This is a genomic window from Ruegeria sp. BC7, from assembly GCF_056539165.1.
This window is the reverse complement of sequence record NZ_JBQFUL010000001.1, coordinates 377,482-400,748: the sequence shown is the minus strand read 5'-3', so window position 1 is coordinate 400,748 and position 23,267 is coordinate 377,482. Positions and strand designations below refer to the sequence as shown.

The window sequence follows — 23,267 nt, the reverse complement described above, 5'->3', positions numbered from 1 at the left end:
AATAAAAAGCCCGCAAAGGGCGGAAAATCCAACCAATTGGGAGATCATTGGATGAACGAACAACTCACTCACATGTCCAAACAGGTTACTGCGGGCAAGCTGACCCGCCGCGAGTTCATGGGGAAAGCGGCGGCTCTGGGTGTATCGGCAGCTATGGCCAGCACCATGTTCGCGGATGCCGCACGCGCGGCTGGCCCAAAAAAGGGCGGCGATCTGAAATTCGGCCTTCAGGGTGGTGAATCCACCAACTCGCTGGACCCGGCGACCTATGCAAGCTCGGTTCCCTTTCAGAATGGCAAGCAATTCGGTGACCAGCTTGTCGAGGTTGCACCGGACGGTACGATTGAACCGCGTCTTGCCGAGAGCGTAGAAGGCAGCGCCGACGCCAAGGTCTGGACCTTCAAACTGCGTCAGGGTGTCGAATTCCACAACGGCAAAACCATGACCAGCGAAGACGTGCTGAAGACCATGGAACGTCACTCGAACGAGGACTCCAAGTCCGGTGCTCTGGGCATCATGAAGGGCATCGAGTCCATGAAGGCCGATGGTGACAATTTCCAGGTCACACTGACCGAGCCGAACGCCGACCTGCCTTATCTGATGGCCGACTATCACCTGATCATTCAGCCGGATGGTGGCATGGATAACCCCGGCGCGGGCATCGGAACCGGCCCATACAAAGTCGAAGTTGACGAACCCGGCGTGCGCCATCTGTTCACCAAGTTTGAAAATCACTGGAACAGCGATTTTGGCAACTTCGACAGCGTTGAAGTGGTTGTGATCAACGATGCGACGGCACGTACTGCTGCTTTACAGTCAGGTCAGGTTCACGCGATCAACCGTGTCGAACCTAAGGTCGCAGATCTGCTGGGTCGCGCACCCAATCTGACCGTTCATTCAACCGCGGGACGCGGGCACTATGTCTTCATCATGCATGTAGACACAGCTCCGTTCGACAACAACGATCTGCGCATGGCGCTGAAGCATGCGATCAATCGTGAAGATCTGGTTGAAAAAGTTCTGCGTGGCTACGGTTCGATCGGGAACGACATGCCGATCAACGCGGCTTACCCGCTGTTTGACGACTCCATCCCTCAGCGTGAGTTCAGCGTTGAAAAAGCGGCTGAGTACTATCAGAAATCCGGTCACGACGGATCGCCGATCATTCTGCGCGTTGCAGACGGCGCCTTCCCCGGAGCTGTGGATGCTGCTGCCCTGTTCCAGCAGTCGGCCGCCGAAGCGGGCATCCCGCTGGAAATCAAGCGTGAACCCAACGACGGCTACTGGTCGGAAGTTTGGAACGTTCAGCCCTTCTGTGCGTCCTATTGGGGTGGTCGTCCGGTTCAGGACCAGATGTACGCAACCGCGTATCTCTCGACAGCGGACTGGAACGACACGCGCTTCAAAGTGCCGGAATTCGACGAAATGCTGTTTGCGGCACGCGCCGAACTGGACGCTGAAAAGCGTAAAGGTATCTACAGCAAAATGGGCATGATGGTGCGCGACCAGGGCGGTCTGATCTGCCCGATGTTCAACGACTTTGTCGAGGGCATCAGCAATCAACTTGCCGGTTGGGAGACAGACCCGACCCAGGAAATGATGAACGGCAACGTTTCCCGCAAGATGTGGTTCGCGTAAATCGGGTCACGGATCATGCATCCTATCATCAAACTGGTTTCCCAGCGCCTTGCGCTGGGACTCCTGCTTCTCTTCGGTGCATCGGCTCTGATTTTCGGCCTCACCGAAGCCCTGCCGGGAGACGCTGCGCAAGCGGTCCTTGGTCAATCCGCAACCCCCGAGGCGTTGGCAAACCTGCGCGAGGAAATGGGCCTCAACCGTCCAGCCCTGACCCGCTATTTTGAATGGCTGGGTGGCATCCTGCAGGGCGATCTGGGTCAATCCCTTACAAACAAACTGGATATTGCCGACTCGGTCGGAAATCGTCTGGGCAACACACTGTTTCTGGCGTTCTGGGCTGCTATCGTTTCGGTCCCGCTTGCCATTTTTCTGGGCCTGCTGGCCGTCCGTTACCGCAATCGCTGGCCGGACAAGTTGATTTCAGCAGTCACCCTGACCACGATCTCGATCCCCGAGTTTCTGATCGGTTACGTTCTGGTCTATTTCGTCGCCGTGAAGCTGGGCATGTTCTCACCGCTTGCGATGATCAATGACAGCATGACGCTGGGCCAAAAGCTGAATTCGATCGCCCTGCCCGTCATCGTACTGACTATGGTGGTTCTGGCGCATATGATGCGCATGACACGCGCTGCGATCCTGAATGTGATGCAGTCTGCCTATGTCGAGACGGCTGAACTGAAAGGTCTGACCAACTTCAAGATTATCTACCGCCACGCGCTGCCGAACGCGGTCGCGCCTATCGTCAACGTGGTGATGCTGAACCTGGCCTATCTGGTCGTCGGCGTCGTCGTGGTCGAGGTGGTGTTCGTCTATCCCGGCATGGGACAGTACCTTGTGGATCACGTGACCAAGCGTGATGTCCCTGTGGTTCTGGCCTGCGGCGTAATCTTTGCCGCAATCTATATCGGGCTGAATATGGTCGCCGACATCGTTGCCATTCTGGCCAACCCAAGGCTGAGGCATCCGAAATGAAGAACATCCCTATCTCTGCAATGATCGGGCTGGCCTTCACAGCCCTGTACTTCATCATCGCGATATTCGCCCCCCTACTCGCGCCGTATGGCATGGCCGAGGTGGTCGGCGACGTTTGGGAACCCTCCAGTTCGCAGTTCTGGCTGGGCACCGACAATATCGGCCGTGACCTTCTCAGCCGCATGATCTACGGCGGGCGCACGACGATCTTTATTGCGACGGCGGCAACGATCCTCAGCTTTGTGACCGGTTCGATCCTTGGTTTTCTGGCCGCTGTTCTGGGTGGCTGGGCCGATCAGGTCATGTCACGGACAGTCGATCTGATCATGTCGATCCCGTCGCTTATCACCGCGCTGGTCGTTCTGGCGATGGTGCCGGTAACTATCCCGGTACTGATCGTCGTTATGGGCTTGCTGGACGCCACCCGTGTCTATCGTCTGGCCCGTGCAGTCGCTGTGGACATCGCCGTCATGGACTATGTCGAAGCCGCCAAACTGCGCGGTGAAGGACAGTCGTGGATCATCTTCCGCGAAATTCTGCCCAATGCCTTGTCGCCGCTGGTGGCAGAGCTGGGGCTGCGGTTCATCTTCATGGTTCTGTTCGTCTCGACCCTGTCGTTCCTTGGCCTGGGTGTCCAACCACCGCTGGCCGATTGGGGCGGCATCGTGAAGGAAAACAAGGACGGTATCGTCTATGGCATCGGCGCGGCGCTGTATCCTGCTGTGGCCATCGCAACGCTGGCTATCTCGGTCAACCTTGTGGCTGACTGGATCCTGAACCGCACCACATCGCTGAAAGGAGGCCGGGGATGAGTGATACCCTTCTCAAGGTCCGCGACCTCAAAATCGGCGCGACCGTCTATCCGCCGGGTGAGAAACCCCATGACATCGAGATCGTGCACGGGGTCAGCTTTGACCTCGAACGCGGCAAGGTGCTGGGGCTGATCGGCGAATCCGGGGCTGGTAAATCCACCATCGGCCTTGCTTCGATGGCATATGGCCGAGGTGGAGTTCAGATCACCGGGGGCGAGGTTTGGGTCAACGGGCGCGACATCCTGAAGACCTCATACGGCGACATCCGCAAGCTGCGCGGGGGTGAGGTCACCTATGTGTCTCAATCCGCCGCGGCGTCCTTCAACCCCGCCAAGAAGATCATGGATCAGGTGGTTGAGGCTGCGGTGGAACAGAAGAAGTTCAGCCGTAAACAAGCCGAAAAACGCGCGCGGGAGCTGTTTGCCAAGCTGGGCCTGCCCGACCCGGACAATATCGGTGAGCGGTATCCGCACCAAGTATCCGGCGGCCAGCTACAGCGCTGTATGACTGCGTTGGCGCTGTGCCCTGAACCCGATCTGGTGGTATTCGACGAACCGACGACGGCGTTGGACGTGACGACTCAGATCGACGTTCTGATGGCCATCAAAGAGGCCATTGCAGATACCGGCGTTGCCGCGCTCTATATCACGCACGACCTTGCTGTTGTGGCGCAGGTGAGCGACGACATCATGGTTCTGCGCATGGGCAATACGGTCGAGTACGGAAATACCGACCAGATCATCAACAACCCGCAGGAAGAGTACACCAAGGCTCTGGTCTCGGTGCGCTCGATCGAGCACGAGGAAAAGCAGCCCACACCCGAACCGGTGCTGAGCGTTGACGGCATCACCGCACGCTATAAAGGGTTGAACTTCGACGTGCTGCACAACGTCAATGTCGAGCTTCATCCGGGGCAGACCTTGGCGGTTGTTGGCGAATCCGGATCGGGCAAGTCCACACTGGCGCGGGTGATCACTGGCCTGCTGCCGCCGCGCGATGGTGAGATCACCTTTGCCGGGCGCAAGCTGTCGCCTGACCTCAAAGGCCGCACCCGCGAGGACCTGCGCGAGTTGCAGATGATCTACCAGATGGCCGACGTCGCTATGAACCCGCGTCAGACCGTCGGAACCATCATCGGCCGCCCGTTGGAGTTCTACTTCAACATGCGTGGCGCGGAAAAGCGCAAGCGGATCATCGAACTGCTGGATGAGATCGAACTGGGCGAGAAGTTCATCGACCGGTATCCGGCAGAGCTGTCGGGTGGGCAGAAACAGCGTGTCTGTATCGCCCGGTCGCTGGCTGCCAAGCCCAAGATGATCATCTGTGATGAGGTCACCTCGGCGCTGGACCCGCTGGTGGCGGATGGCATCCTGAAACTGCTGCTGGACCTGCAAAAGATCGAGGATGTGGCCTATCTGTTCATCACCCACGATCTGGCGACGGTCCGTGCGATCAGCGACAGTATCGCGGTGATGTATCAGGGCCGCGTCGTGCGGTACGGCCCCAAGTCACAGGTGCTGAGCCCGCCGTTCGACGACTATACGGACCTTCTGCTCAGCTCGGTCCCCGAGATGCATCTGGGCTGGCTGGAAGAGGTCGTCGCCCACCGCAAGATGGAGAGTGCGGGGAACTAAACTCGCGCAAAACACTTATGAAATCCCGGCACTTGTCACAAACAGGTGTCGGGATTTTGCTATTTGGGGCGGGAATGGGCGGCTTATCCAAGGCGAATCCCCTAGGCTCTCCCAAAGAACTAACGAAAAGGCCGGACCATGGACCGCAAACTCCTTCTGATTATCCTCGACGGTGTTCCGTGGCGCAATTTCCGCCGCTTGTTCGGCAATCTTGAGGGCTGGGTCGACAGCGGCGAGGCGCGGGTGTGGAAGCTGAGCTCGGTGCTGCCATCGACCTCGGCCAGTTGTTATGCCTCGATCCACACGGGTGTCACGCCGCAGGAACATGGGTGCACCGGCAATGGAAACGTCTTCCGCCTGAGCCACAAGGACGTGTTCAGTCAGGTGCGCGAGGCTGGCGGTGTCACCGGCGCAGTCACCCACAGCTATTGGTCGCAATTCTTCAACCGCCACCCGTTCGACTACGTGCGCGACGTGGAATATGACGAACCGGATAGCAAGACGATCAATCACGGCCGGTTCCACACCATGACCGGCTATGGCAAGGCCAACCAGATGACGCCCTGCGACGTGGACCTGTTCGCGCAGCTCACCAACATGTGCCTGCGCTTTGGGCTGGACTACGGCATCCTGCACACCTGCACGCTGGACAGTATGGGACATCGCTTTTTCCATGAAAGAGAGGAAATGGACCACGCCTGTTTCGTCATGGACGAGATGCTGGCCCCCTTCATCCCCCGCTGGCGGCAACTGGGGTACGAAGTGATTGTCACCGCCGACCACGGTCAGGACGAACGCGGCCACCACGGAGGCCGCAGCCCGTTGCAGCAGGAAACCGCGCTGTACTATTTCGGCGATGCGGAAGGCCCCGAGGCGGATACGGTCATCGACCAGCTTCAGCTTGCGCCGACGATCCTGACCCGGATGGGCGCACCCGTGGCCGAGACCATGAAGGCACAGCCGTTCCTCAAGTAATCAGTCGTAAGGCCAGATCTGCTGGCCCAGCGCCTCGATCGCGACCGAGATCCGCTCGAAACTATCTGCGGCGCGTTTGACCGAGGTACGCGCCCTCAGATAGCCATGCACCAGCCCCGCTTCGTTGATGCAATGCGCTTTCCCACCGGCCTCGGTGATCCGGGCGCAATAGTCCGGCCCGTCGTCGCGCAAAGGATCGCAGTCGGCTGTTATGACCACAGTCGGCAGCAGGTTTGAGAAATCGCTGTCGTGCAATGGCGCGTAAGTCGGGTCAGCCTGCGGAGCTGGCCCGCCGCACCGCACCTTTTCGTAGAAAACGATATCCTCCAGCGTCAAAAGCGGCGCATGAGCGTGTTCAAGATACGACCCCTTCGACCGATCCCCACCCAGCCCGGGATAGATCAACACCTGCCCCAGCACCGTATCCAGTCGCCCGCGCGCGTGATGGGCGACCGCCGCTGCCAGATTTCCTCCGGCGCTGTCTCCGGCCAACACCAGCGCATCCCCGTATTCCGTTGCAGCCCAAGATACCGCAGTCCAGGCGTCCTGAAACTGGGCGGGATGAACATGTTCCGGGCACAGCCGATAATCCACCGATACAACGCGATACCCGGTTTGGGCGCAAATCTCGGCGCAGACATCGTCGTGGCTGTCCAGACCTCCGACAACGAAACCGCCGCCGTGGAAATAGACGACAGTTCGCGTCGGTTCACCAACAGTATAGACACGAACAGGCACGCCATTGGCGCGCCTGTCTTCTGTTTCAACACCCGGAGGTCGCGGCTGGCGAAAATCCCTGCACATCGCGTCATAGACACGGCGCTGTTCGTCGATCGTCAGATCGACGGCGTCATCGGGATAACTTTCAGCGGTTCGTCTTATGAACGCCCAAGTTTCTTCATCAATCAGGCGTTCATAATCCATGTTCCCTCCTGGTCAGGCAGCCCATTCCCACGGCCGGGTAAACGATCCCAGCACCTTGCCTACATCGTCGTCCGAGGAACCGTTCGCGTCAAGCTGCGCGACAAGACCACGTTGCTTGTCATCGATCACCGACACGACGCGCGCATCGACCCCAGCCTTTTCCAAGGCACCGTTATAGATACGGGTAATCGCCTGTTTGCGCAGTTCGGGCTTGAAGACCTTGCCAACCGCAGTTTTGGGAAGCTCGTCCAGAATGGTCATGTGCTTGGGCTGCGCCGCACGTTCGTGGACGTGAACGTCGCAATATTCCATAAGCTCCTGCTCGGTAACCGAAGCCCCTTCGACCAGTTCGACAAAGGCACAGGGCACCTCGCCCGCATAGGCGTCAGGCTGACCGATCGCACCTGCAAACGCGACGGCGTCGTGACCCAGCAAGGCTTCTTCAATCTCTGCAGGGTCGATATTGTGACCGCCACGGATGATCAGGTCTTTGGCGCGACCGGTGATCCAAAGATAGCCATCCTCGTCAAAGCGGCCCAAATCCCCCGTACGGAGGTATTTGTCGTAGTGATACAAGTCTTTGTTCTTGTCGACCTCGGTATAGGTATTGCCGGCATAAACCCCGGGGTTCGAGATGCAAATCTCACCGATCTCGCTTGTGCCGACTTCAATCGGCCCATCCGGTCCGTCCTGAAGGATTTTTACATCGGTATACGGGAACGGGAACCCGATCGAGCCGATTTTCTTCTCGCCTTCTACCGGGTTACAGGAAACCAGACATGTCGCCTCGGTCAGACCATACCCTTCGATGATGGTCACCCCGGTCGCTTCTTCAAATCGGCGGAACAGTTCCACCGGCAGCGGGGCCGAACCAGAGAAAGCCGTTTTCACACTTGAGATATCTGCGTCCACGGGACGCTGCATCTTGGCGGCAATCGCAGTCGGCACAGTGATGATGAACGTGACTTTCCAACGCTCGATCAGCTTCCAGAAATTGTCGAACACACCGTCACCACGATACCCGGCCGGGGTCGGGAACACGACATGCGTACCCGAGGACACCGCAGACATCATAATCACGTGAACCGCGAATACGTGGAACATCGGCAGCGGACACATCACGACGTCGTCCGGCGTGAAAAGCAGCGTTTCGCCCAGCCAGCCGTTGTAGATCATGCCCGAGTATTTGTGCTGCGCCACTTTCGGCATCCCAGTGGTGCCGCCAGTGTGGAAGTAACAGGCGACCCGGTCTTCCTTGCTGTCTTCAAACGTCAAGGTCGTCGGCTGTTTGGCCAGTTCCTTGTTGAAGTTCTTGTAATTCGCATGGGCCAGATGTTCCTTGTCCCCCATCTTTGGGCGCAGGAACGGGACCAGCCAGGACTTGGGTGGCGTCAGATAGCGGTTCAGGTCGATTTCGAGGATGGTGTTGACCTTGGGTGCGTGACGCACGGCCTCTTCTACCTTCTGCGCCACATCCGTTTTGGGGAACGACTTCAGGGTGACCACGACCTTGGCACCTGTCTCGCGCAGAATTGCGGCGATCTGTTCAGGTTCAAGCAGCGGGTTGATCGGGTTGACGATACCGGCAACAGCACCGCCCATCATTGTGATCAATGTCTCATTACAGTTGGGCAACACATAGGCCACAACGTCTTTTTCACCCACGCCCAGCGATCGAAAGAGGTTGGCTGCCTGATTGACCTTGCCCAGCAATTCCGACCACGTCAGTGTCTCGGCCTTGTCCGTGGGACCCGAAGTAAGTTGAAAGCTAACTGCGTTTCCATTCGGGAATTTACCCGCAGTCCGCGACAAAAGTTGGTGGAATGTGACCGGTACATCCCGATCCTCCCACGACATTTCCTGCTCAAGCCGCGCCTTGTCTTCCAGTCCCGCAAAGGCCATGTGGTTCCTCCCTGATCTCTTCCCGTGTGGTGCCCGGGTTTGAATTCAGCCACAGGATGGAAGCAAAACCGCGCACGTGCAAGCACGCGAATATCGCCAAATTGCGCAATTTTGCAGCGTGACGCTACGGCGGTTCAGCCTTACCGCCACGTAAGGTTACTCAGCAGCTACACCGTCGGTAAACTGTAGACGTGCCAATCGAGCATACAGACCGTCCTGCGCCACCAGGTCGTCATGGGTTCCTTGGGCCACGATCTGCCCGGCCTCCATCACGACAATCCGGTCTGCCTTTTTGACGGTTGCCAAGCGGTGCGCCACGATCAGCGTCGTACGGCCCGCGCGCATCTGGTCTACTGCGCCCTGCACTGCACGCTCGCTTTCGGCATCCAGCGCCGAGGTCGCCTCGTCCAGCAGCAAAACCGGTGCGTCACGCAGAATCGCCCGCGCAATCGCTATGCGCTGTTTCTGGCCACCCGACAGCATCACCCCGCGCTCGCCGACAAAGCTGTCATAGCCTTCGGGCAACGCCGAGATAAACCCATGCGCAGCAGCGGCACGGGCAGCAGCCTCGACCTCGGCATCGGTGGCGTCGAGACGGCCAAACCGGATATTTTCACGCGCGGAGGCCGCAAATATGATCGGATCCTGCGGAACCAATGCCATGTGACGGCGAAAATCGGCCCGATCCAGATCGCACAGATCAACCCCATCCAAACTGACACGCCCAGAGTCCGGATCGTAGAACCGCTGGATCATCTGAATCACGGTTGTCTTGCCAGCACCTGACGGGCCTACGAAGGCAACGGTCTCGCCGGGGTTAACCTTAAGCGAAAGGTGATCCAGCGCCACAACATCGGGCCGTGCCGGATAGCGAAAAGTGACCCCTTCAAAGTTGATCTCGCCGCGCACGGGCGTTGGCAATGTCGACGCCGCAGAAGGATCCTTTACAGTATCTTGCGCATTCAGCAGCTCAACCAAACGCTCGGTCGCACCAGCGGCACGCTGCAGCTCGCTCCAAATCTCGGACAGGGCTGCCACGGACCCGGCCATGATAATCGAATAGATAACGAACTGGATCAGAACGCCCTCGGTCATCACGCTGTTGCGAACGTCGTTTGCCCCCATCCAAAGCACTCCGACAATGCCGGAGAAAACGAGGAAAATCACGATGACCGTCAACAGGGCGCGTGTGTGGATACGGCGCAGCGAAACGACATACGAAGTTTCGGTCATGTCCCCAAACTGCTTGCGACTTGCCTGTTCATGAGTAAACGCCTGTACGGTCTGCACGGCCGTAAGCGCCTCGCCCGCATTGCCTGAAGACGCTGCGATCCAGTCCTGGTTTTCACGACTGATCGCGCGCAATCGACGGCCCAATACCAAAATCGGAACCACGACCAACGGAATCAGCAGCAGCACCATCCCTGTCAACTTGGCCGAAGTCAGCAGCATCAGCACAAGCCCGCCGACAAACATGAGCATGTTGCGCAGGGCGATCGAGACCGACGACCCGAGGACCGACTGAATCAGCGTGGTGTCCGTGGTGATCCGGCTCAGAACCTCGCCCGTCATGATGCGTTCATAAAATTCGGGGCTCATCCCGATAACACGGTCGAAAACAGCCTTGCGAATATCCGCCACAACGCGCTCGCCCAAACGTGTCACAAGCGCATAACGGATGCCCGTACCAATCGCTAGAATGGCGGCAATCCCCAAAGCCGCCATGAAATACCAATCCAGCAACTCACCATCTTCGATCCGAAAGTTGTCAACCACGCGGCGGACAGCCAGAGGCAAAGTCAATGTCATCCCTGCGGTCAGGATCAAGGCCAACGTCGCACCGATCATGAGCAGCCGATATGGTTTCATAAAAGGCCAAAGCGACGCAAGAACACCGATTTTCTTAGAGGTGGCGCGATCTTCAGTCGCGCCGGGGGCGGGGTTTCCTGCAGGGCTGGCTGAGGCGGATTTTGCCATGACTGGGCCTTTTGTCGTGTTCGCGCGTAAGTGACAGCTTCTTGGCGGCAGCAGCACTTGGGGTCAAGCAGGCCAACATGATTTGGACCCTCAAAGAGCCTTTTTGACGCAGAAAAAACAGGCTGATTTGGAGCGGGCGGCGGGAATCGAACCCGCTTCATCAGCTTGGAAGGCTGAGGTAATAGCCAGTATACGACGCCCGCTCAGCGGAGGTCGGTTTAAGCGATGCGCAAGGTGGCGTCAAGCGCAGTTCGACAGCAGATTTCGATTTCAACAAGCGAAACTCAGAACGCATCCCGTGCGCTTTACTTTTGCCTCGGCAGGAGAGGTTGCGAGAGACTTTCAAGCCCGTTGAGGCAGCCATTCGCACGATTCAAGCCGGGCAGAAATTCGGATCATCGACGCGTACCGAAGCGGCTGCACACCTGAATGAGCGATCAGTTGCGCTGGATATGAGGTCGCGGCTGCCAGCGCTTGGGGCAAGGGAACGCCGACCTGCGTAACCAGTACGCGAATCGCGGTCGTCAAATCCAGATCGGCCCCGGCCAATGTGCCGTCCTCAAGGGTCAGCCTGCCATTTTCCCGCGTGATCCGACGGCCTTCTAGTTTGAACTCGGCCTGATCCGTCCCCGCGACGGCCATCGCGTCGCTTACCAGGAATATCTGACCCGGAGCGGATTTCGCCGCCCAAGCAGCTCGCATCACCTCGGGGTGTACGTGAACGCCGTCAGCGATGATCCCAGCGGACAGCCCACCGTTTGCCAACGCAGCGCCGACAAGTCCTGGCTCCCTATTTCCTAGCTGGCTCATGGCGTTGAACAAATGCGTCACGCACCTTGCGCCTGCGGCCGCATATTGCTGGCACGTCGCGAAATCGGCATCGCTGTGCCCCAACGAAACCAGAACTCCGGCTTCATGGAGCGCGGCGACCTGCTGCTCAGTTACGGCCTCGGGCGCAACGGTGACCATCAGGCAGGGCAATTCGGCAGCCGCCGCAATCAGCGCGGCCAAATCAGGTTCGTCCATTGGCCGGATCAACGCAGCATCATGCGCGCCCTTGCGAGCGACGGATAGGTGCGGCCCCTCCAAGTGCAGCCCGACTACGCCGGGCACGCCCGCACGGATGGCCTTCACGGTCGCCTCAATCGCAGTTTGCGTCTTTTCCCTGGTATCGGTGATCAAGGTAGGAAGCAGCGACAAAACGCCAAGCCTCCGGTGCGCCTCGGCGATTCGACGGATCGTTTCAACCGACGGGTCATCATTGAACATGACACCATCGCCGCCGTTGACCTGAAGGTCACAGTAGCCGGGGCTTAGAATATCGCCTTTCAGATCAACAATTTCCCCGTCCCCAGCGGCGTTCGCGTCAGGCAGGATTTCCCCCTCGCCCTCGCCTCGAAAGGTAATGGCGTGGTCGTACAAAAGCCGGTTGCCGTCAAAGATGGGACCGTTTCGGAAGGTTACCGTTCGATTTGTCATACCGTCTCAGTCACTTTCTTAAGGTGCCGAGGCGCGTCGGGGTCGATCCCTCGGGCACCAGCCACGGCCTCTACCATACCATAGAAGGCCGTGATGGCAGTGATCGGGTCCGTGATCCAGTGGCCTGTTTCAACCACCGGCAGGGCCGTCGCCCGCGAGACCTTTCGGGTTGTCGCGAATACGGCTGCCCCCTTTTCCGCCAGGGCGTCAGCGGCTTGCGCCGTAGCGTCCTCTGCCGCGTCCCGAGCCGCGAACACGATTGCGGGGAACCCATCCTCGACGATCGAAACCGGCCCATGCAGAACCTCGGCCACCGAATAGCTTTCCGCATGAATTTGACAGGTTTCCTTGATCTTCAACGCCGCTTCTCCGGATATGGCGAAGGACGGACCCCGGCCAAGGGTAAACAGGGATCTTCCGGTAATGGTGTCGGCGGCCTCGGACCAATCACAGTGGGCCGCTTTTTCCAACAATGGCGGCAGCGCCTGGATCGCACGGACAAGATCGGAGTCTTGCTTTACTTCGGCCAGCAACCAAAGCCCGGCTATCAACGATGTCACAAAGGTTTTCGTCGCCGCCACGCTCAACTCTGGGCCTGCGTGTAAGGGCAAAACTGCGTCGGCGACCTCGGCCAAGCGCGAGGCTGTGTTGTTGGTGATTGCAACCGTAGCCGCCCCCGAGCTGCGCAGCGAACGCGCAAGCCCTACGATATCAGGGCTTTGACCCGACTGGGACACGGACAGGCAGACCGAACCTTCCGCCTTCAACTGGGCACCATAGATTGAGCTTACAGAAGGGCCGACCGACGCAACCGGCAAGCCCAACAACAGCTCGCTTGCATATTTCAAGTAGCTGCAAGCATGGTCGGATGATCCACGCGCCACTGTAATCAGAAAACGTGGGTCAGCGTCGCGCACGATCCGGGCGGCTTCCTGGATTTTTGGCGCACCCTGGGCAAGCAACCTGTCGACCGCGTCCGGGATTTCCAGGATTTCCTGACGCATTTTCGATGTAGATTCAGACATGAATTTCCGGTCCTTCCGGTTACAACCGCAGCTCGGCCACAAAGTCGTAGGCGTCGCCGCGATACAACGACCGGGTCAGTTCCGCGACCCGCCCGTTCTTGAGAAATGAGATACGCTCGATATTCAAACCAGCAGCGCCTTCGGGGACTTCCAGCAATTCAGCCTCGCGCGCAGCAAGGTTGAGAGCCGAGATTTTCTGAACAGCCCGCACCGGACGACGCCCCAAACCGTCAAGAACTTCGTACAGAGATGTTGTCACCTCGATCGGATTCGGCAGGATATCCAAAGGCAACGCCGCGCGCTCAAGCGCAAGGGGGCGGCCATCGGCCTCTCGCAACCGATAGATGCGGGCTATCTGCTCACCTTCCGCAAGATTCAGCGCAGCAACTTCTTCGGTCGTTGGCGCGAAAACTCCGCGTTCAAGCCACTTCGAGGCGGTCTTCATGCCCCGGCTCGACATGTCCTCGGTAAAACTGGTCAGATGCGTCAAGGATTGCTCGACCCGCGGCACGCGTTCGCGGATGAACGAACCCGACCCCTGCCGCTGTTCGATCACGCCTTCCTGAACCAGTTCTTGAATGGCCTTTCGCACGGTGACGCGCGACAAGTCGGTAATTTCCACCAACTCACGTTCGGACGGAAGTGACGAATTGGGGGCAAGAACGCCCGTATCTATACCTTCCTGCAATCTGCGCCGCAGTTGAACGTATCGAGGGCCATTCTCGGGAGAAAGCCACGAGTCAGCCCGAAGAAATTCAGTGATGCTCATGCCGGACCTCCTTGGCCAGTTCCAATGCGCCCGTAAGGGGTTCAGCCAACGGCGCAAGCAAGGCGAAGCGCATTTCAGGCGGAAGGTAGTCCGCAAACTGCGCCGCTATTCCTCCGGTCAGGCAAAATGCCTGATCGGAACGCCAGCCCAAAAGCCCTGCCATCTCCGCGATATAATCTGCACCCGCCTGCATAATCTGTCTGGCGACCGCATCGCCACGGCTGGCCGCCAATGTCACATCCGGCGCAAGCGTACCGAACTGATCAGGCGTCGCAGACCCCGCAAAGCGCACGATACCGGCGGCACTGTCGAAACGGACCAACAGCTCGCGCGTCAAACCGGTTTCCGCTTTGACCCCGTCGACCACATTCAGCGTCTCTGTCAAAGCGCGGCGACCGACCCACTGGGCCGAGGCTTCGTCGCCTAACACAGACCCCCAGCCCCCGGCGAACCTCATTTCGCCGCCCACCTGAACAGCCAGAAATGATCCGGTTCCGCAATGTGCAATCAAACCGTCCCGCGCACCCAACGCACCGCGCAGGGCTGCGGGCCGGTCATCCTCAATCCGCGCCTGCGTCAAGCCCAGAGACACCCGCAATCGGGAGGAAATCTTGGCATCGGTCACCCCGGCCAGCCCAACAAATGAAGGCCATTGCAGCAAGTCATCCTTGCTGCGACCCAGACTGCTGGCCAACCGCTCCAGACCGACATTGATCTGCTCAACCGCGCCGTCAAAATCACTCGAAACATTGGCCGGGCCAGTTTCCACCGAGTGGACCGCACCGCCCATGTCACAAGCAACACGGCACCGCGTTCCACCCCCATCAACCGCCAGAACGGCACTATTTCGAGACCCAGTCATGACAATACCATTATAATACCTTTCATCATCAGGAAAGACAAAAATGGACCGCAACGAGCCAAATTCACCGACAAACTGAATATTTTCTCGAAATTTGAGCTGCAAAATAAAAATATAGACAAGTGGTATTCAATAGGTATTGTAAAAGAAACCAATGGGGGAGGGGATTCTCTTGACGCTGCCGTCGACTGAACAACTGCACCAAGACGCCGCGCGGCTTGACCGGGGTGACCTGACGCTGTCCGCCCGCCTCCTGGCTTCGGGACAGGTTGCTGCCGCGAAAACCGCGCTTGAGGCGCTGGACGCAATAGCAGGCGGAGCGGCAGCAATGGCAAAAACCATCCGTTCCGGCGGCGTGATTCACTATGTTGCTGCGGGGTCCTCTGGCCTTATGGCGGCCGCCGACGCGCAAGAGCTTGGGGGCACGTTCTCAATCCCGGCAAGCCAGTTGCGGATTCACATGGCGGGCGGACTGCCAACCGGCGTTGAAATGCCCGGTGCCGCCGAAGACGAGGACGCGGGCCTCAGAAGCGACCTGCAAGACCTTCAGGCCAATGACACGGTTATCGCTGTGTCAGCCAGCGGGTCCACGCCATACACATTAGCGGCCTGTGAAATCGCAAAAGAAAAGGGTGCCACCGTGATCGGCATCGCCAACAACGCGCAAAGTCCGCTGCTGGAAAACGCCGGCATCTCGATCCTTCTGGCCACGCCGCCCGAGTTGATTTCCGGATCAACCCGTATGGGCGCGGGAACGGCGCAGAAGATCGCTTTGAATATGCTGTCTTCGCTGATGGCGCTCGAGCTTGGGCACGTACATCAGGGCATGATGGTCAATCTGCGCGCTGACAATGACAAGCTGCGCGCGCGGGCCGCCGGTATCGTCTCGCGGATCGCCAAAGTGGATGCGGCCACAGCACAATCGGCTTTGGACAGTGCGGGCGGCGACGTTAAGCCTGCCATCCTGATCGCAGCGCGCGACCTGTCTCTGACCCAAGCAACGGAACACCTAAAGGCGACAAACGGTATCCTGAGCGCCGCATTGGAAACCAAAAACAACTGCTAACCAACTGGGAGAATACAATGAAACGCAAAAGCCTGAAACTTGCCCTATTGGGCACAACGCTTATGGCAACCTCTGCCTTGGCCGAGGACGTGACGCTGACCATCGAAAGCTGGCGCAACGACGACCTGACGCTGTGGCAGGAAAAGATCATCCCGGCATTTGAAGCCGCCAATCCGGGCATCAAGGTGAACTTCACGCCCTCTGCTCCTGCGGAATACAACGCGGTTCTGAACGCCAAACTGGAAGCTGGCTCTGCGGGCGATCTCATCACCTGCCGCCCCTTCGACACGTCACTTTTGCTGTTTGAAAACGGGAACCTGGCTGACCTGAGCGATCTGGGCGCGATGGACAATTTTTCGGACGTGGCGAAATCCGCGTGGCAGAATGACGACGGTTCGGCCACTTTCTGCGTGCCGATGGCATCGGTGATCCACGGGTTCATCTACAACAAAGACGCTTTTGCAGAATTGGGCATCGACGTTCCCACGACGGAAGACGAGTTCTTTGCCGCACTGGACAAGTTCAAGGAAGACGGTACCTATATCCCGATGGCGATGGGGACCAACGACCAGTGGGAAGCCGCCACGATGGGCTACCAGAATATCGGCCCCAACTACTGGAAGGGTGAGGAAGGCCGTCTGGCGCTGATCTCAGGCGAGCAGTCCTTGACCGATCCGCAGTGGGTCGAGCCATATGAAACCATTGCACGCTGGAAGGACTATCTAGGCGACGGTTTCGAGGCACAGACCTACCCCGACAGCCAGAACATCTTTACCCTTGGACGCGCTGCGATTTATCCGGCCGGTTCGTGGGAGATTTCGGGCTTCAATGCGCAGGCCGATTTCGAGATGGGCGCGTTCAAGCCCCCGGTCCGCAACGCGGGTGACGATTGCTATATCTCTGACCACACGGACATTGCGATGGGCCTGAACGCGGCGTCGGAAAATGCCGAAGCAGCGCGCACCTTCCTTGACTGGATGGGCACGTCCGAGTTCGCCACGATCTATGCCAACGCTCTGCCCGGCTTCTTCTCGCTGTCGAGCCACGACATCGCGATGGAAGATCCGCTGGCGCAGGAATTCGTAAGCTGGCGGAATGACTGCGGCTCAACAATCCGGTCCACCTACCAGATTCTGTCACGCGGCACGCCAAACCTTGAGAACGAAACCTGGAACGCTTCGGCTCAGGTCGTCAAAGGCGCGGAAAGCCCCGCCGATGCAGGCGCGCGGCTGCAAGAGGGTCTGGCCTCGTGGTACGCACCGCATCAGTAAGTTGACGCATACCCGGGCGGAACTGTTCGCCCGGGTACCCCCCTTCACTCCCTTGAAAGCTGATCCATGAACCGCCCCCGCTTCCGCTGGCATATCGTTGTATTTCTGGCACCCGCCGTGCTGGTTTATACGGCGGTGATGATCTTCCCGCTGTTCAACACGCTGCGACTGGCGCTGTATACCGAGGTCGATCAGAGCCGCGTGTTCGTTGGATTGCAGAATTTTCAAACCCTGTTTTTCGACCCCATCTGGTCCGAGCAGTTCTGGAACGCTCTGGGCAACAACTTCTGGTTCTTCCTGATCCATATGCTGGTGCAGAACCCCATCGGGATCGCGCTGGCCGCACTTCTCAGCCACCCGCGTCTGCGGTTCTCGGCGCTCTATCGGTCGGCGATTTTCATCCCGACGATCCTGAGTTTTGTGATCGTGGGCTTTGCGTGGAAACTGATCCTGTCGCCCATCTGGGGCATCGCCCCTTCGATGCTGGACGCCATTGGCCTGAAATCCCTGTTCGCGCCATGGCTTGGGAAAGAGGAATACGCCTTGACCACGCTGGCGCTGATCTCGGTCTGGCAATTCGTGGGCATCCCGATGATGCTGATATATGCCGCCCTGCTGACCATCCCCGAAGAAATCCTTGAGGCCGGAGAGATTGACGGCATCACCGGGGCTTCGGCCTTCTGGAAGATCAAGCTGCCGCTGATCCTGCCCTCGATCGGGATCATCTCAATCTTGACATTCGTAGGGAACTTCAACGCGTTCGACCTGATCTATGCCGCGCAGGGCGCGTTGGCGGGGCCGGATTTCTCGACCGATATCTTGGGCACCTTCATGTATCGCACCTTCTTTGGCTTCCAGTTGCAACTGGGCGACCCGCATATGGGATCGGCCATCGCCGGCGCCATGTTCGCGATCATCCTTGTGGGCGTCTGTATTTACCTGTTCGGCATCCAGACCCGGATGCGCCGGTATCAACTGTGAGGGTCCAGCGATGAACAAAGCACGCCATAACCCGATCAACACGGCCGCAATGCACGGGGCGCTGATCCTCTACACCCTGATCGCTCTGTTCCCGGTCTTTGTGATCCTGATCAACAGCTTCAAATCCCGCCGCGCAATCTTTCGGGAACCGCTGGCGCTGCCGAATGCCGACAGTTTTTCCATGATCGGCTATGAGACGGTGATGAAGCAGGGGGATTTTTTCCTCTACTTCCAGAACTCGATGATCGTCACCGTCGCGTCGCTGTTCTTTATCCTGCTGTTCGGGGCGATGGCCGCCTATGCGCTGTCGGAATATCAGTTCAAGGGCAACCTTGTGATGGGTCTGTATCTGGCGCTGGGGATCATGATCCCGATCCGTATCGGCACCGTGGCCATCCTTGAGATGATGGTGGCCACCGGGTTGGTGAATACACTCTGGGCGCTGATTCTGGTCTACACAGCCCAAGGATTACCGCTGGCGGTGTTCATCCTGTCCGAGTTTATGCGGCAGGTCAGCGATGATCTGAAGAACGCAGGCCGCATCGACGGACTTTCGGAATACACGATCTTTTTCCGGCTGGTTCTGCCTCTGGTCCGGCCCGCGATGGCGACCGTGGCCGTGTTCAACATGATCCCGATCTGGAATGACCTGTGGTTCCCGCTGATCCTTGCCCCGGCAGAAGAGACCAAGACCCTGACGCTGGGCAGCCAGGTCTTCATCGGGCAATTCGTCACCGACTGGAACGCGGTTCTGTCGGCGCTGTCCATGGCGATCCTGCCGGTATTGATCCTCTATGTCATCTTCTCGCGCCAGCTTATCCGCGGCATCACTTCAGGAGCTGTCAAATGACCAAAGTTCTGATTGCTGGCCTTGGCAATATGGGGCTCAGCCATGCTCTGGCCCATCACAACCACCCCGACGCGCAGATCGTGGGGTTGGTGAACCGGTCCGGGCGCGTGGATCATCCCGAGCTGGGCCAATATCCTGCCCATTCGGATTTCCAGACCGCGCTGGCTGAGACTAAGCCCGATCTGGTGGTCGTCGCCACCTATTCCGACAGCCACGCCGATTTCGCCTGCGCCGCGATGGAGGCAGGTGCGCATGTGTTTGTGGAAAAACCGCTCGCCACCAACGTGGCAGATGCGCGGCGCGTGGTGGACACCGCCACCCGACTGAACCGCAAGCTGGTCGTGGGATATATCCTGCGCCACCACCCCTCATGGGTGCGACTGATCTCTGAGGCTCGCGATCTGGGCGGGCCTTACGTGTTCCGCTTGAACCTGAACCAGCAATCCTCGGGCGCGGAGTGGGAGACGCATAAGGCGCTGATGCAGACGACCTCGCCCATCGTGGATTGCGGTGTGCACTATGTGGATGTGATGTGCCAGATCACCGATGCGCAGCCGGTTCGCGTGCATGGTATGGGCCTGCGCCTGTCGGACGAGATTGCGGAAGACATGTATAATTACGGCCAGTTTCAGGTGATCTTCGACGACGGCTCGGTCGGCTGGTATGAGGCCGGATGGGGTCCGATGATGTCCGAGACCGCGTTTTTCGTGAAAGACATCGTGTCGCCCAATGGGTCGGTCTCAATCACCGACGGCAACAAGGGCGCGTCGGCTGATATCGACGGCCATACCAAGGTTGGCGGTCTGCTGATCCACACGCCGGGCGGTGACCGCACCGTCGAGATGCCTGACGAACCCGGCCATCAGGAACTATGCGACGCCGAGCAAGCCTATATGCTGCGCGCCATCGCAGACGATATCGACCTGACGCGCCATATGAATGACGCCGTCCAATCCCTTGCCATTTGCCTGGCCGCAGATGAAAGCATCCGCACCGGCCAGCCCGTTTCGCTCAAGGAGCCCACGACATGACCGCTCTGACCCTGACCAATGTGAACAAGTCCTTTGGCAATGTGCATGTTCTGAAAGACATCACGCTTGAAGTCGAAGAAGGTGAGTTCGTCGTTTTCGTCGGTCCCTCGGGCTGTGGCAAGTCCACCTTGTTGCGCGTGATTGCGGGGTTGGAGGATGCGTCCTCGGGTGAGATCAATATCGACGGCCAGCAGGTTAATCTGGTGCCGCCGTCGAAACGCGGAATCGCGATGGTATTCCAAAGCTATGCGCTTTATCCGCACCTGAACGTGCGCGGGAACATGACGCTGGCTTTGAAACAGGAAAAGCAGTCCAAGGCCGTGATCGAGGAACGCGTCGCTACGGCCAGCCGGATGCTGAATCTTGAGGAATATCTGGATCGCTACCCCTCGGAACTGTCCGGCGGTCAGCGCCAACGCGTCGCCATCGGACGCGCCATCGTGCGCGAGCCGAAACTGTTCCTGTTTGACGAACCGCTGTCGAACCTCGACGCCGCGCTGCGGATGAATACGCGGATTGAGATCGCGAACCTGCACCGTGCGCTGGATGCCTCGATGATCTATGTCACTCACGACCAGACCGAGGCGATGACGCTGGCCGACAAGATCGTCGTGCTGCGCGATGGGCGGGTCGAACAGATCGGAAGTCCGATGGAGCTGTACAACAACCCCGCCAACCAATTCGTCGCCGGGTTCCTTGGATCACCATCAATGAACTTCCTGCCCGAGGGGTTGCTGGGTGAAGGCCAGAACACCATCGGCATTCGCCCAGAGGATCTGTTCCTGTCCGATGACGGCCCACTGACCGCGCGGGTTAGCCATGTTGAAAAGCTGGGCGGCGATACGAATGTCATCGCCAAGGTAAACGACCATTCCGTCACCGCCCGATTGTTCGGCCAGCACGCGATCCGCGAAGGTGAGGAGCTGCGATTCGCCTATACCCCGGACAAAGCCTATCGCTTTGATGCCAACGGGCAGCGTTTGCGCTAGGCGCGCTTACAAACACCAAAACTCCATAGCACTCCAACAAGCACCGAAGTTAAAATCTAGCCATTTGGTTGGAACTTCGGTTCTTTGGAGCATATATTTCGGGCAATGCCAGCCTAGCAGAAGACCAGCCAGACGCTTGTGCGAAGGTTGCTATTCAATTGTCACAATAGGGCTGTAAGTCCTTTTCATAGCTATTCGTTCCAAGTCAGGAGCTGCCCCATGAAAGACGCTGATCGCATGCCCCTGTCTGCAGACGATTGGGACGAACTGCACTTTCCGCGCCCCGAGGAAAACGGTTTTGACCGCGTTGTTGAAAGCGCCATCTCTCGCCGAGGGTTTCTGGGCGGTGTTCTAGCCTTTGGCTCGGGCGCGGCGGCGATGGGTACCGGTCTGTTCGGGTCAACATCTGCGCAGGCGGTCGAAGCCTCGCGCTTTGCCTTCACCCCTATTCCAGCGCAGACAGACGGCACCGTTCACGTGCCGGACGGGTATGAATGGAAGGTCCTGGCACGTTGGGGCGATCCGCTGTTCTCGGACGCTGACGGGTACGAGATCACCGATGGTGGGCCGGTCGAAAACTCGGACAGAATATTTGGTGAAAACACCGACGGGATGGAAACATTCTCATTCCAGGGATTGGAACTGATCGCGATCAACCACGAATTTCCAAACAACGACATCAATCTTCCCGCCGCGCAGGAAGGTGCTCCGGCCAGCGCAGGAGACGTTCTGAAACTGCAGAATATTCAAGGCGTTACGGTGATGGAGATCAAGGAAGGCCCGGATGGATGGTCCGTCGTAAAGGACAGCCCGTTCAACCGCCGCATCCACCACAACACCCCTATGAAAATCGTCGGTCCCGCCGCCGGTCACGACCTGCTGAAAACCACAGCCGACCCAACCGGCACCACGTCGCTGGGCACCATGAACAATTGCGGCGCAGGCAAGACTCCGTGGGGTACGTACCTAACCTGCGAAGAGAATTTTAACAGCTATTTCGGATCGTCCGACGAAACCCTGACCTATGATCAAATAGTAGCCGATGGATTTGCGCGCTACGGCGTCAAAGCCCAAAGCTGGAACGGCTACGAACTGTTTGATCCGCGTTTTGACACGTCGAAGAACCCCAACGAACCGCACCGCGTAGGATGGGTCGTCGAAATCGACCCGACCAAGCCTGACAGTACTCCGGTCAAGCATACCGGTCTGGGCCGTTTCAAGCACGAGAACGCCGAGGTGACTCTGGCCGCGAATGGCCGCGTGGTCGTTTACATGGGCGACGATGAGCGGGGCGAATACCTGTATAAGTTCGTCTCGAACGGCACCTATCAGCCGGGCGACGAGACCGAGAGCCTGCTGAACGTCGGCACCTTGTACGCGGCCAAGTTCGATGACGACCTGTCGGGTGAGTGGCTGCCTTTGACGCCGGAAACAACAGGCATGGACGCCGCAGAGATTTCGATCTTCACGCGCATGGCGGCCTCGAAAGTGGGCGCCACGACCATGGACCGCCCCGAATGGGTTGCCACCAGCCCGGTTGCGGTTGAGGCGTATTGCTGCCTGACCAACAACAAAAACCGGGGTATCAAGCCAAACGCAGGTGGTGACGATACCTCAGTCAATGGACCTAACCCGCGGGAGGCCAACAAATACGGTCAGATCGTGCGTTGGCGGCCAAGCAACGAAGACCACGCCGCAGACACATTCGACTGGGATCTTTTCGTCATGGCAGGTAACCCAGCCGTGCATACGGATGCCTATGCGGGGTCGCCCAATGTCAATAAAGGCAACCTGTTCAATTCCCCGGATGGGATGGTCATCGACACAACCGGACTGATCTGGATTCAGACGGACGGCAATGACAATAACGCGGAAGACTTTGCCGGAAACGGGAACAACCAGATGCTGGTTGGAGACCCGATCACCGGTGAGATCGCGCGCTTTATGACAGGTCCGAAAGGGTGTGAAGTCACAGGCCTCTCGTGGTCAACCGACCTGCGGACAATGTTCGTCGGAATTCAACACCCCGGCGGAAATTGGCCCGATGGTGGCACGCCACGATCCTCGATCATCGCGATCAAGCGGACTGACAATGGCTTGGTCGGCTAAT

The 23,267-nt window shown here is 58.5% G+C and carries 19 protein-coding genes and 1 tRNA gene; 12 read left to right on the top strand and 8 right to left on the bottom strand.

The features are described 5' to 3' along the window. The first annotated feature begins 51 nt into the window (after window positions 1-51). The 5 genes from ACR0KS_RS01785 (at window position 52) to ACR0KS_RS01765 (ending at window position 6,031) form a co-directional block, all read left to right on the top strand. The gene (locus ACR0KS_RS01785) at window positions 52-1,638 is read left to right on the top strand and encodes an ABC transporter substrate-binding protein (RefSeq protein ID WP_170484053.1); all 1,587 of its coding nucleotides are present in this window, start codon (window positions 52-54) and stop codon (window positions 1,636-1,638) included. A gap of 15 nt (window positions 1,639-1,653) precedes the next feature. After that, complete coding sequence (locus ACR0KS_RS01780) at window positions 1,654-2,610, top strand: ABC transporter permease (RefSeq protein WP_170484055.1); 957 nt, start codon at window positions 1,654-1,656, stop codon at window positions 2,608-2,610. Next, complete coding sequence (locus ACR0KS_RS01775; protein ID WP_170384613.1) at window positions 2,607-3,422, top strand: ABC transporter permease; 816 nt, start codon at window positions 2,607-2,609, stop codon at window positions 3,420-3,422. The genes ACR0KS_RS01780 and ACR0KS_RS01775 overlap by 4 nt, the downstream gene beginning before the upstream one ends. Further along, window positions 3,419-5,056, top strand: coding sequence for an ABC transporter ATP-binding protein (locus ACR0KS_RS01770; protein WP_170484057.1), 1,638 nt, complete (start codon window positions 3,419-3,421; stop codon window positions 5,054-5,056). The genes ACR0KS_RS01775 and ACR0KS_RS01770 overlap by 4 nt, the downstream gene beginning before the upstream one ends. 138 nt (window positions 5,057-5,194) lie before the next feature. Further along, the gene (locus tag ACR0KS_RS01765) at window positions 5,195-6,031 is read left to right on the top strand and encodes an alkaline phosphatase family protein (RefSeq protein ID WP_170562019.1); all 837 of its coding nucleotides are present in this window, start codon (window positions 5,195-5,197) and stop codon (window positions 6,029-6,031) included. On the opposite strand, the gene ACR0KS_RS01760 is transcribed toward ACR0KS_RS01765, so the two are convergent. The 8 genes from ACR0KS_RS01760 to ACR0KS_RS01725 form a co-directional block, all read right to left on the bottom strand. After that, complete coding sequence (locus ACR0KS_RS01760; protein ID WP_170562016.1) at window positions 6,032-6,955, bottom strand: alpha/beta hydrolase; 924 nt, start codon at window positions 6,953-6,955, stop codon at window positions 6,032-6,034. A 12-nt stretch (window positions 6,956-6,967) separates the two neighbouring features. Then, window positions 6,968-8,857: an acyl-CoA synthetase gene (locus ACR0KS_RS01755; protein WP_170562013.1), complete on the bottom strand. Its 1,890-nt coding sequence runs from the start codon at window positions 8,855-8,857 to the stop codon at window positions 6,968-6,970. Window positions 8,858-9,013: 156 nt separating this feature from the next. After that, window positions 9,014-10,834, bottom strand: coding sequence for an ABC transporter transmembrane domain-containing protein (locus tag ACR0KS_RS01750; RefSeq protein WP_170562009.1), 1,821 nt, complete (start codon window positions 10,832-10,834; stop codon window positions 9,014-9,016). 128 nt (window positions 10,835-10,962) lie between these two features. Beyond that, window positions 10,963-11,037, bottom strand: a tRNA-Gly gene (locus ACR0KS_RS01745). Window positions 11,038-11,176: 139 nt separating this feature from the next. Then, the gene (gene nagA, locus ACR0KS_RS01740) at window positions 11,177-12,313 is read right to left on the bottom strand and encodes an N-acetylglucosamine-6-phosphate deacetylase (protein WP_170562006.1); all 1,137 of its coding nucleotides are present in this window, start codon (window positions 12,311-12,313) and stop codon (window positions 11,177-11,179) included. Then, window positions 12,310-13,338: an SIS domain-containing protein gene (locus ACR0KS_RS01735; RefSeq protein ID WP_170562003.1), complete on the bottom strand. Its 1,029-nt coding sequence runs from the start codon at window positions 13,336-13,338 to the stop codon at window positions 12,310-12,312. The genes nagA and ACR0KS_RS01735 overlap by 4 nt, the downstream gene beginning before the upstream one ends. A 19-nt stretch (window positions 13,339-13,357) precedes the next feature. After that, window positions 13,358-14,107, bottom strand: a complete 750-nt coding sequence (locus tag ACR0KS_RS01730; protein WP_170562001.1) for a GntR family transcriptional regulator — start codon at window positions 14,105-14,107, stop codon at window positions 13,358-13,360. Then, entirely contained in the window at window positions 14,094-14,969 is an 876-nt protein-coding gene (locus ACR0KS_RS01725; RefSeq protein ID WP_170561998.1) for a BadF/BadG/BcrA/BcrD ATPase family protein, read from the bottom strand. The genes ACR0KS_RS01730 and ACR0KS_RS01725 overlap by 14 nt, the downstream gene beginning before the upstream one ends. A gap of 172 nt (window positions 14,970-15,141) precedes the next feature. Between ACR0KS_RS01725 and ACR0KS_RS01720 the strand changes: the two genes are divergently transcribed. The 7 genes from ACR0KS_RS01720 (at window position 15,142) to ACR0KS_RS01690 (ending at window position 23,266) form a co-directional block, all read left to right on the top strand. Then, complete coding sequence (locus ACR0KS_RS01720; RefSeq protein ID WP_480693092.1) at window positions 15,142-16,035, top strand: N-acetylmuramic acid 6-phosphate etherase; 894 nt, start codon at window positions 15,142-15,144, stop codon at window positions 16,033-16,035. A 17-nt stretch (window positions 16,036-16,052) separates the two neighbouring features. After that, the gene (locus ACR0KS_RS01715) at window positions 16,053-17,306 is read left to right on the top strand and encodes an ABC transporter substrate-binding protein (RefSeq protein WP_170411285.1); all 1,254 of its coding nucleotides are present in this window, start codon (window positions 16,053-16,055) and stop codon (window positions 17,304-17,306) included. A gap of 66 nt (window positions 17,307-17,372) precedes the next feature. Further along, window positions 17,373-18,287: a carbohydrate ABC transporter permease gene (locus tag ACR0KS_RS01710; RefSeq protein ID WP_170484080.1), complete on the top strand. Its 915-nt coding sequence runs from the start codon at window positions 17,373-17,375 to the stop codon at window positions 18,285-18,287. Between the two features lie 10 nt (window positions 18,288-18,297). Continuing rightward, window positions 18,298-19,137, top strand: coding sequence for a carbohydrate ABC transporter permease (locus ACR0KS_RS01705; RefSeq protein ID WP_170384640.1), 840 nt, complete (start codon window positions 18,298-18,300; stop codon window positions 19,135-19,137). Then, a complete protein-coding gene (locus tag ACR0KS_RS01700; protein ID WP_170561995.1) occupies window positions 19,134-20,168 on the top strand; it encodes a Gfo/Idh/MocA family protein in 1,035 nt (344 codons plus the stop codon). Before ACR0KS_RS01705 ends, ACR0KS_RS01700 begins: the two co-directional genes overlap by 4 nt. Continuing rightward, on the top strand, window positions 20,165-21,157 hold the full coding sequence (locus tag ACR0KS_RS01695; RefSeq protein WP_170548402.1) for an ABC transporter ATP-binding protein: 993 nt from the start codon (window positions 20,165-20,167) through the stop codon (window positions 21,155-21,157). Before ACR0KS_RS01700 ends, ACR0KS_RS01695 begins: the two co-directional genes overlap by 4 nt. A gap of 219 nt (window positions 21,158-21,376) precedes the next feature. After that, entirely contained in the window at window positions 21,377-23,266 is a 1,890-nt protein-coding gene (locus tag ACR0KS_RS01690; RefSeq protein ID WP_170561993.1) for a PhoX family protein, read from the top strand. Window position 23,267: the final 1 nt, after the last annotated feature.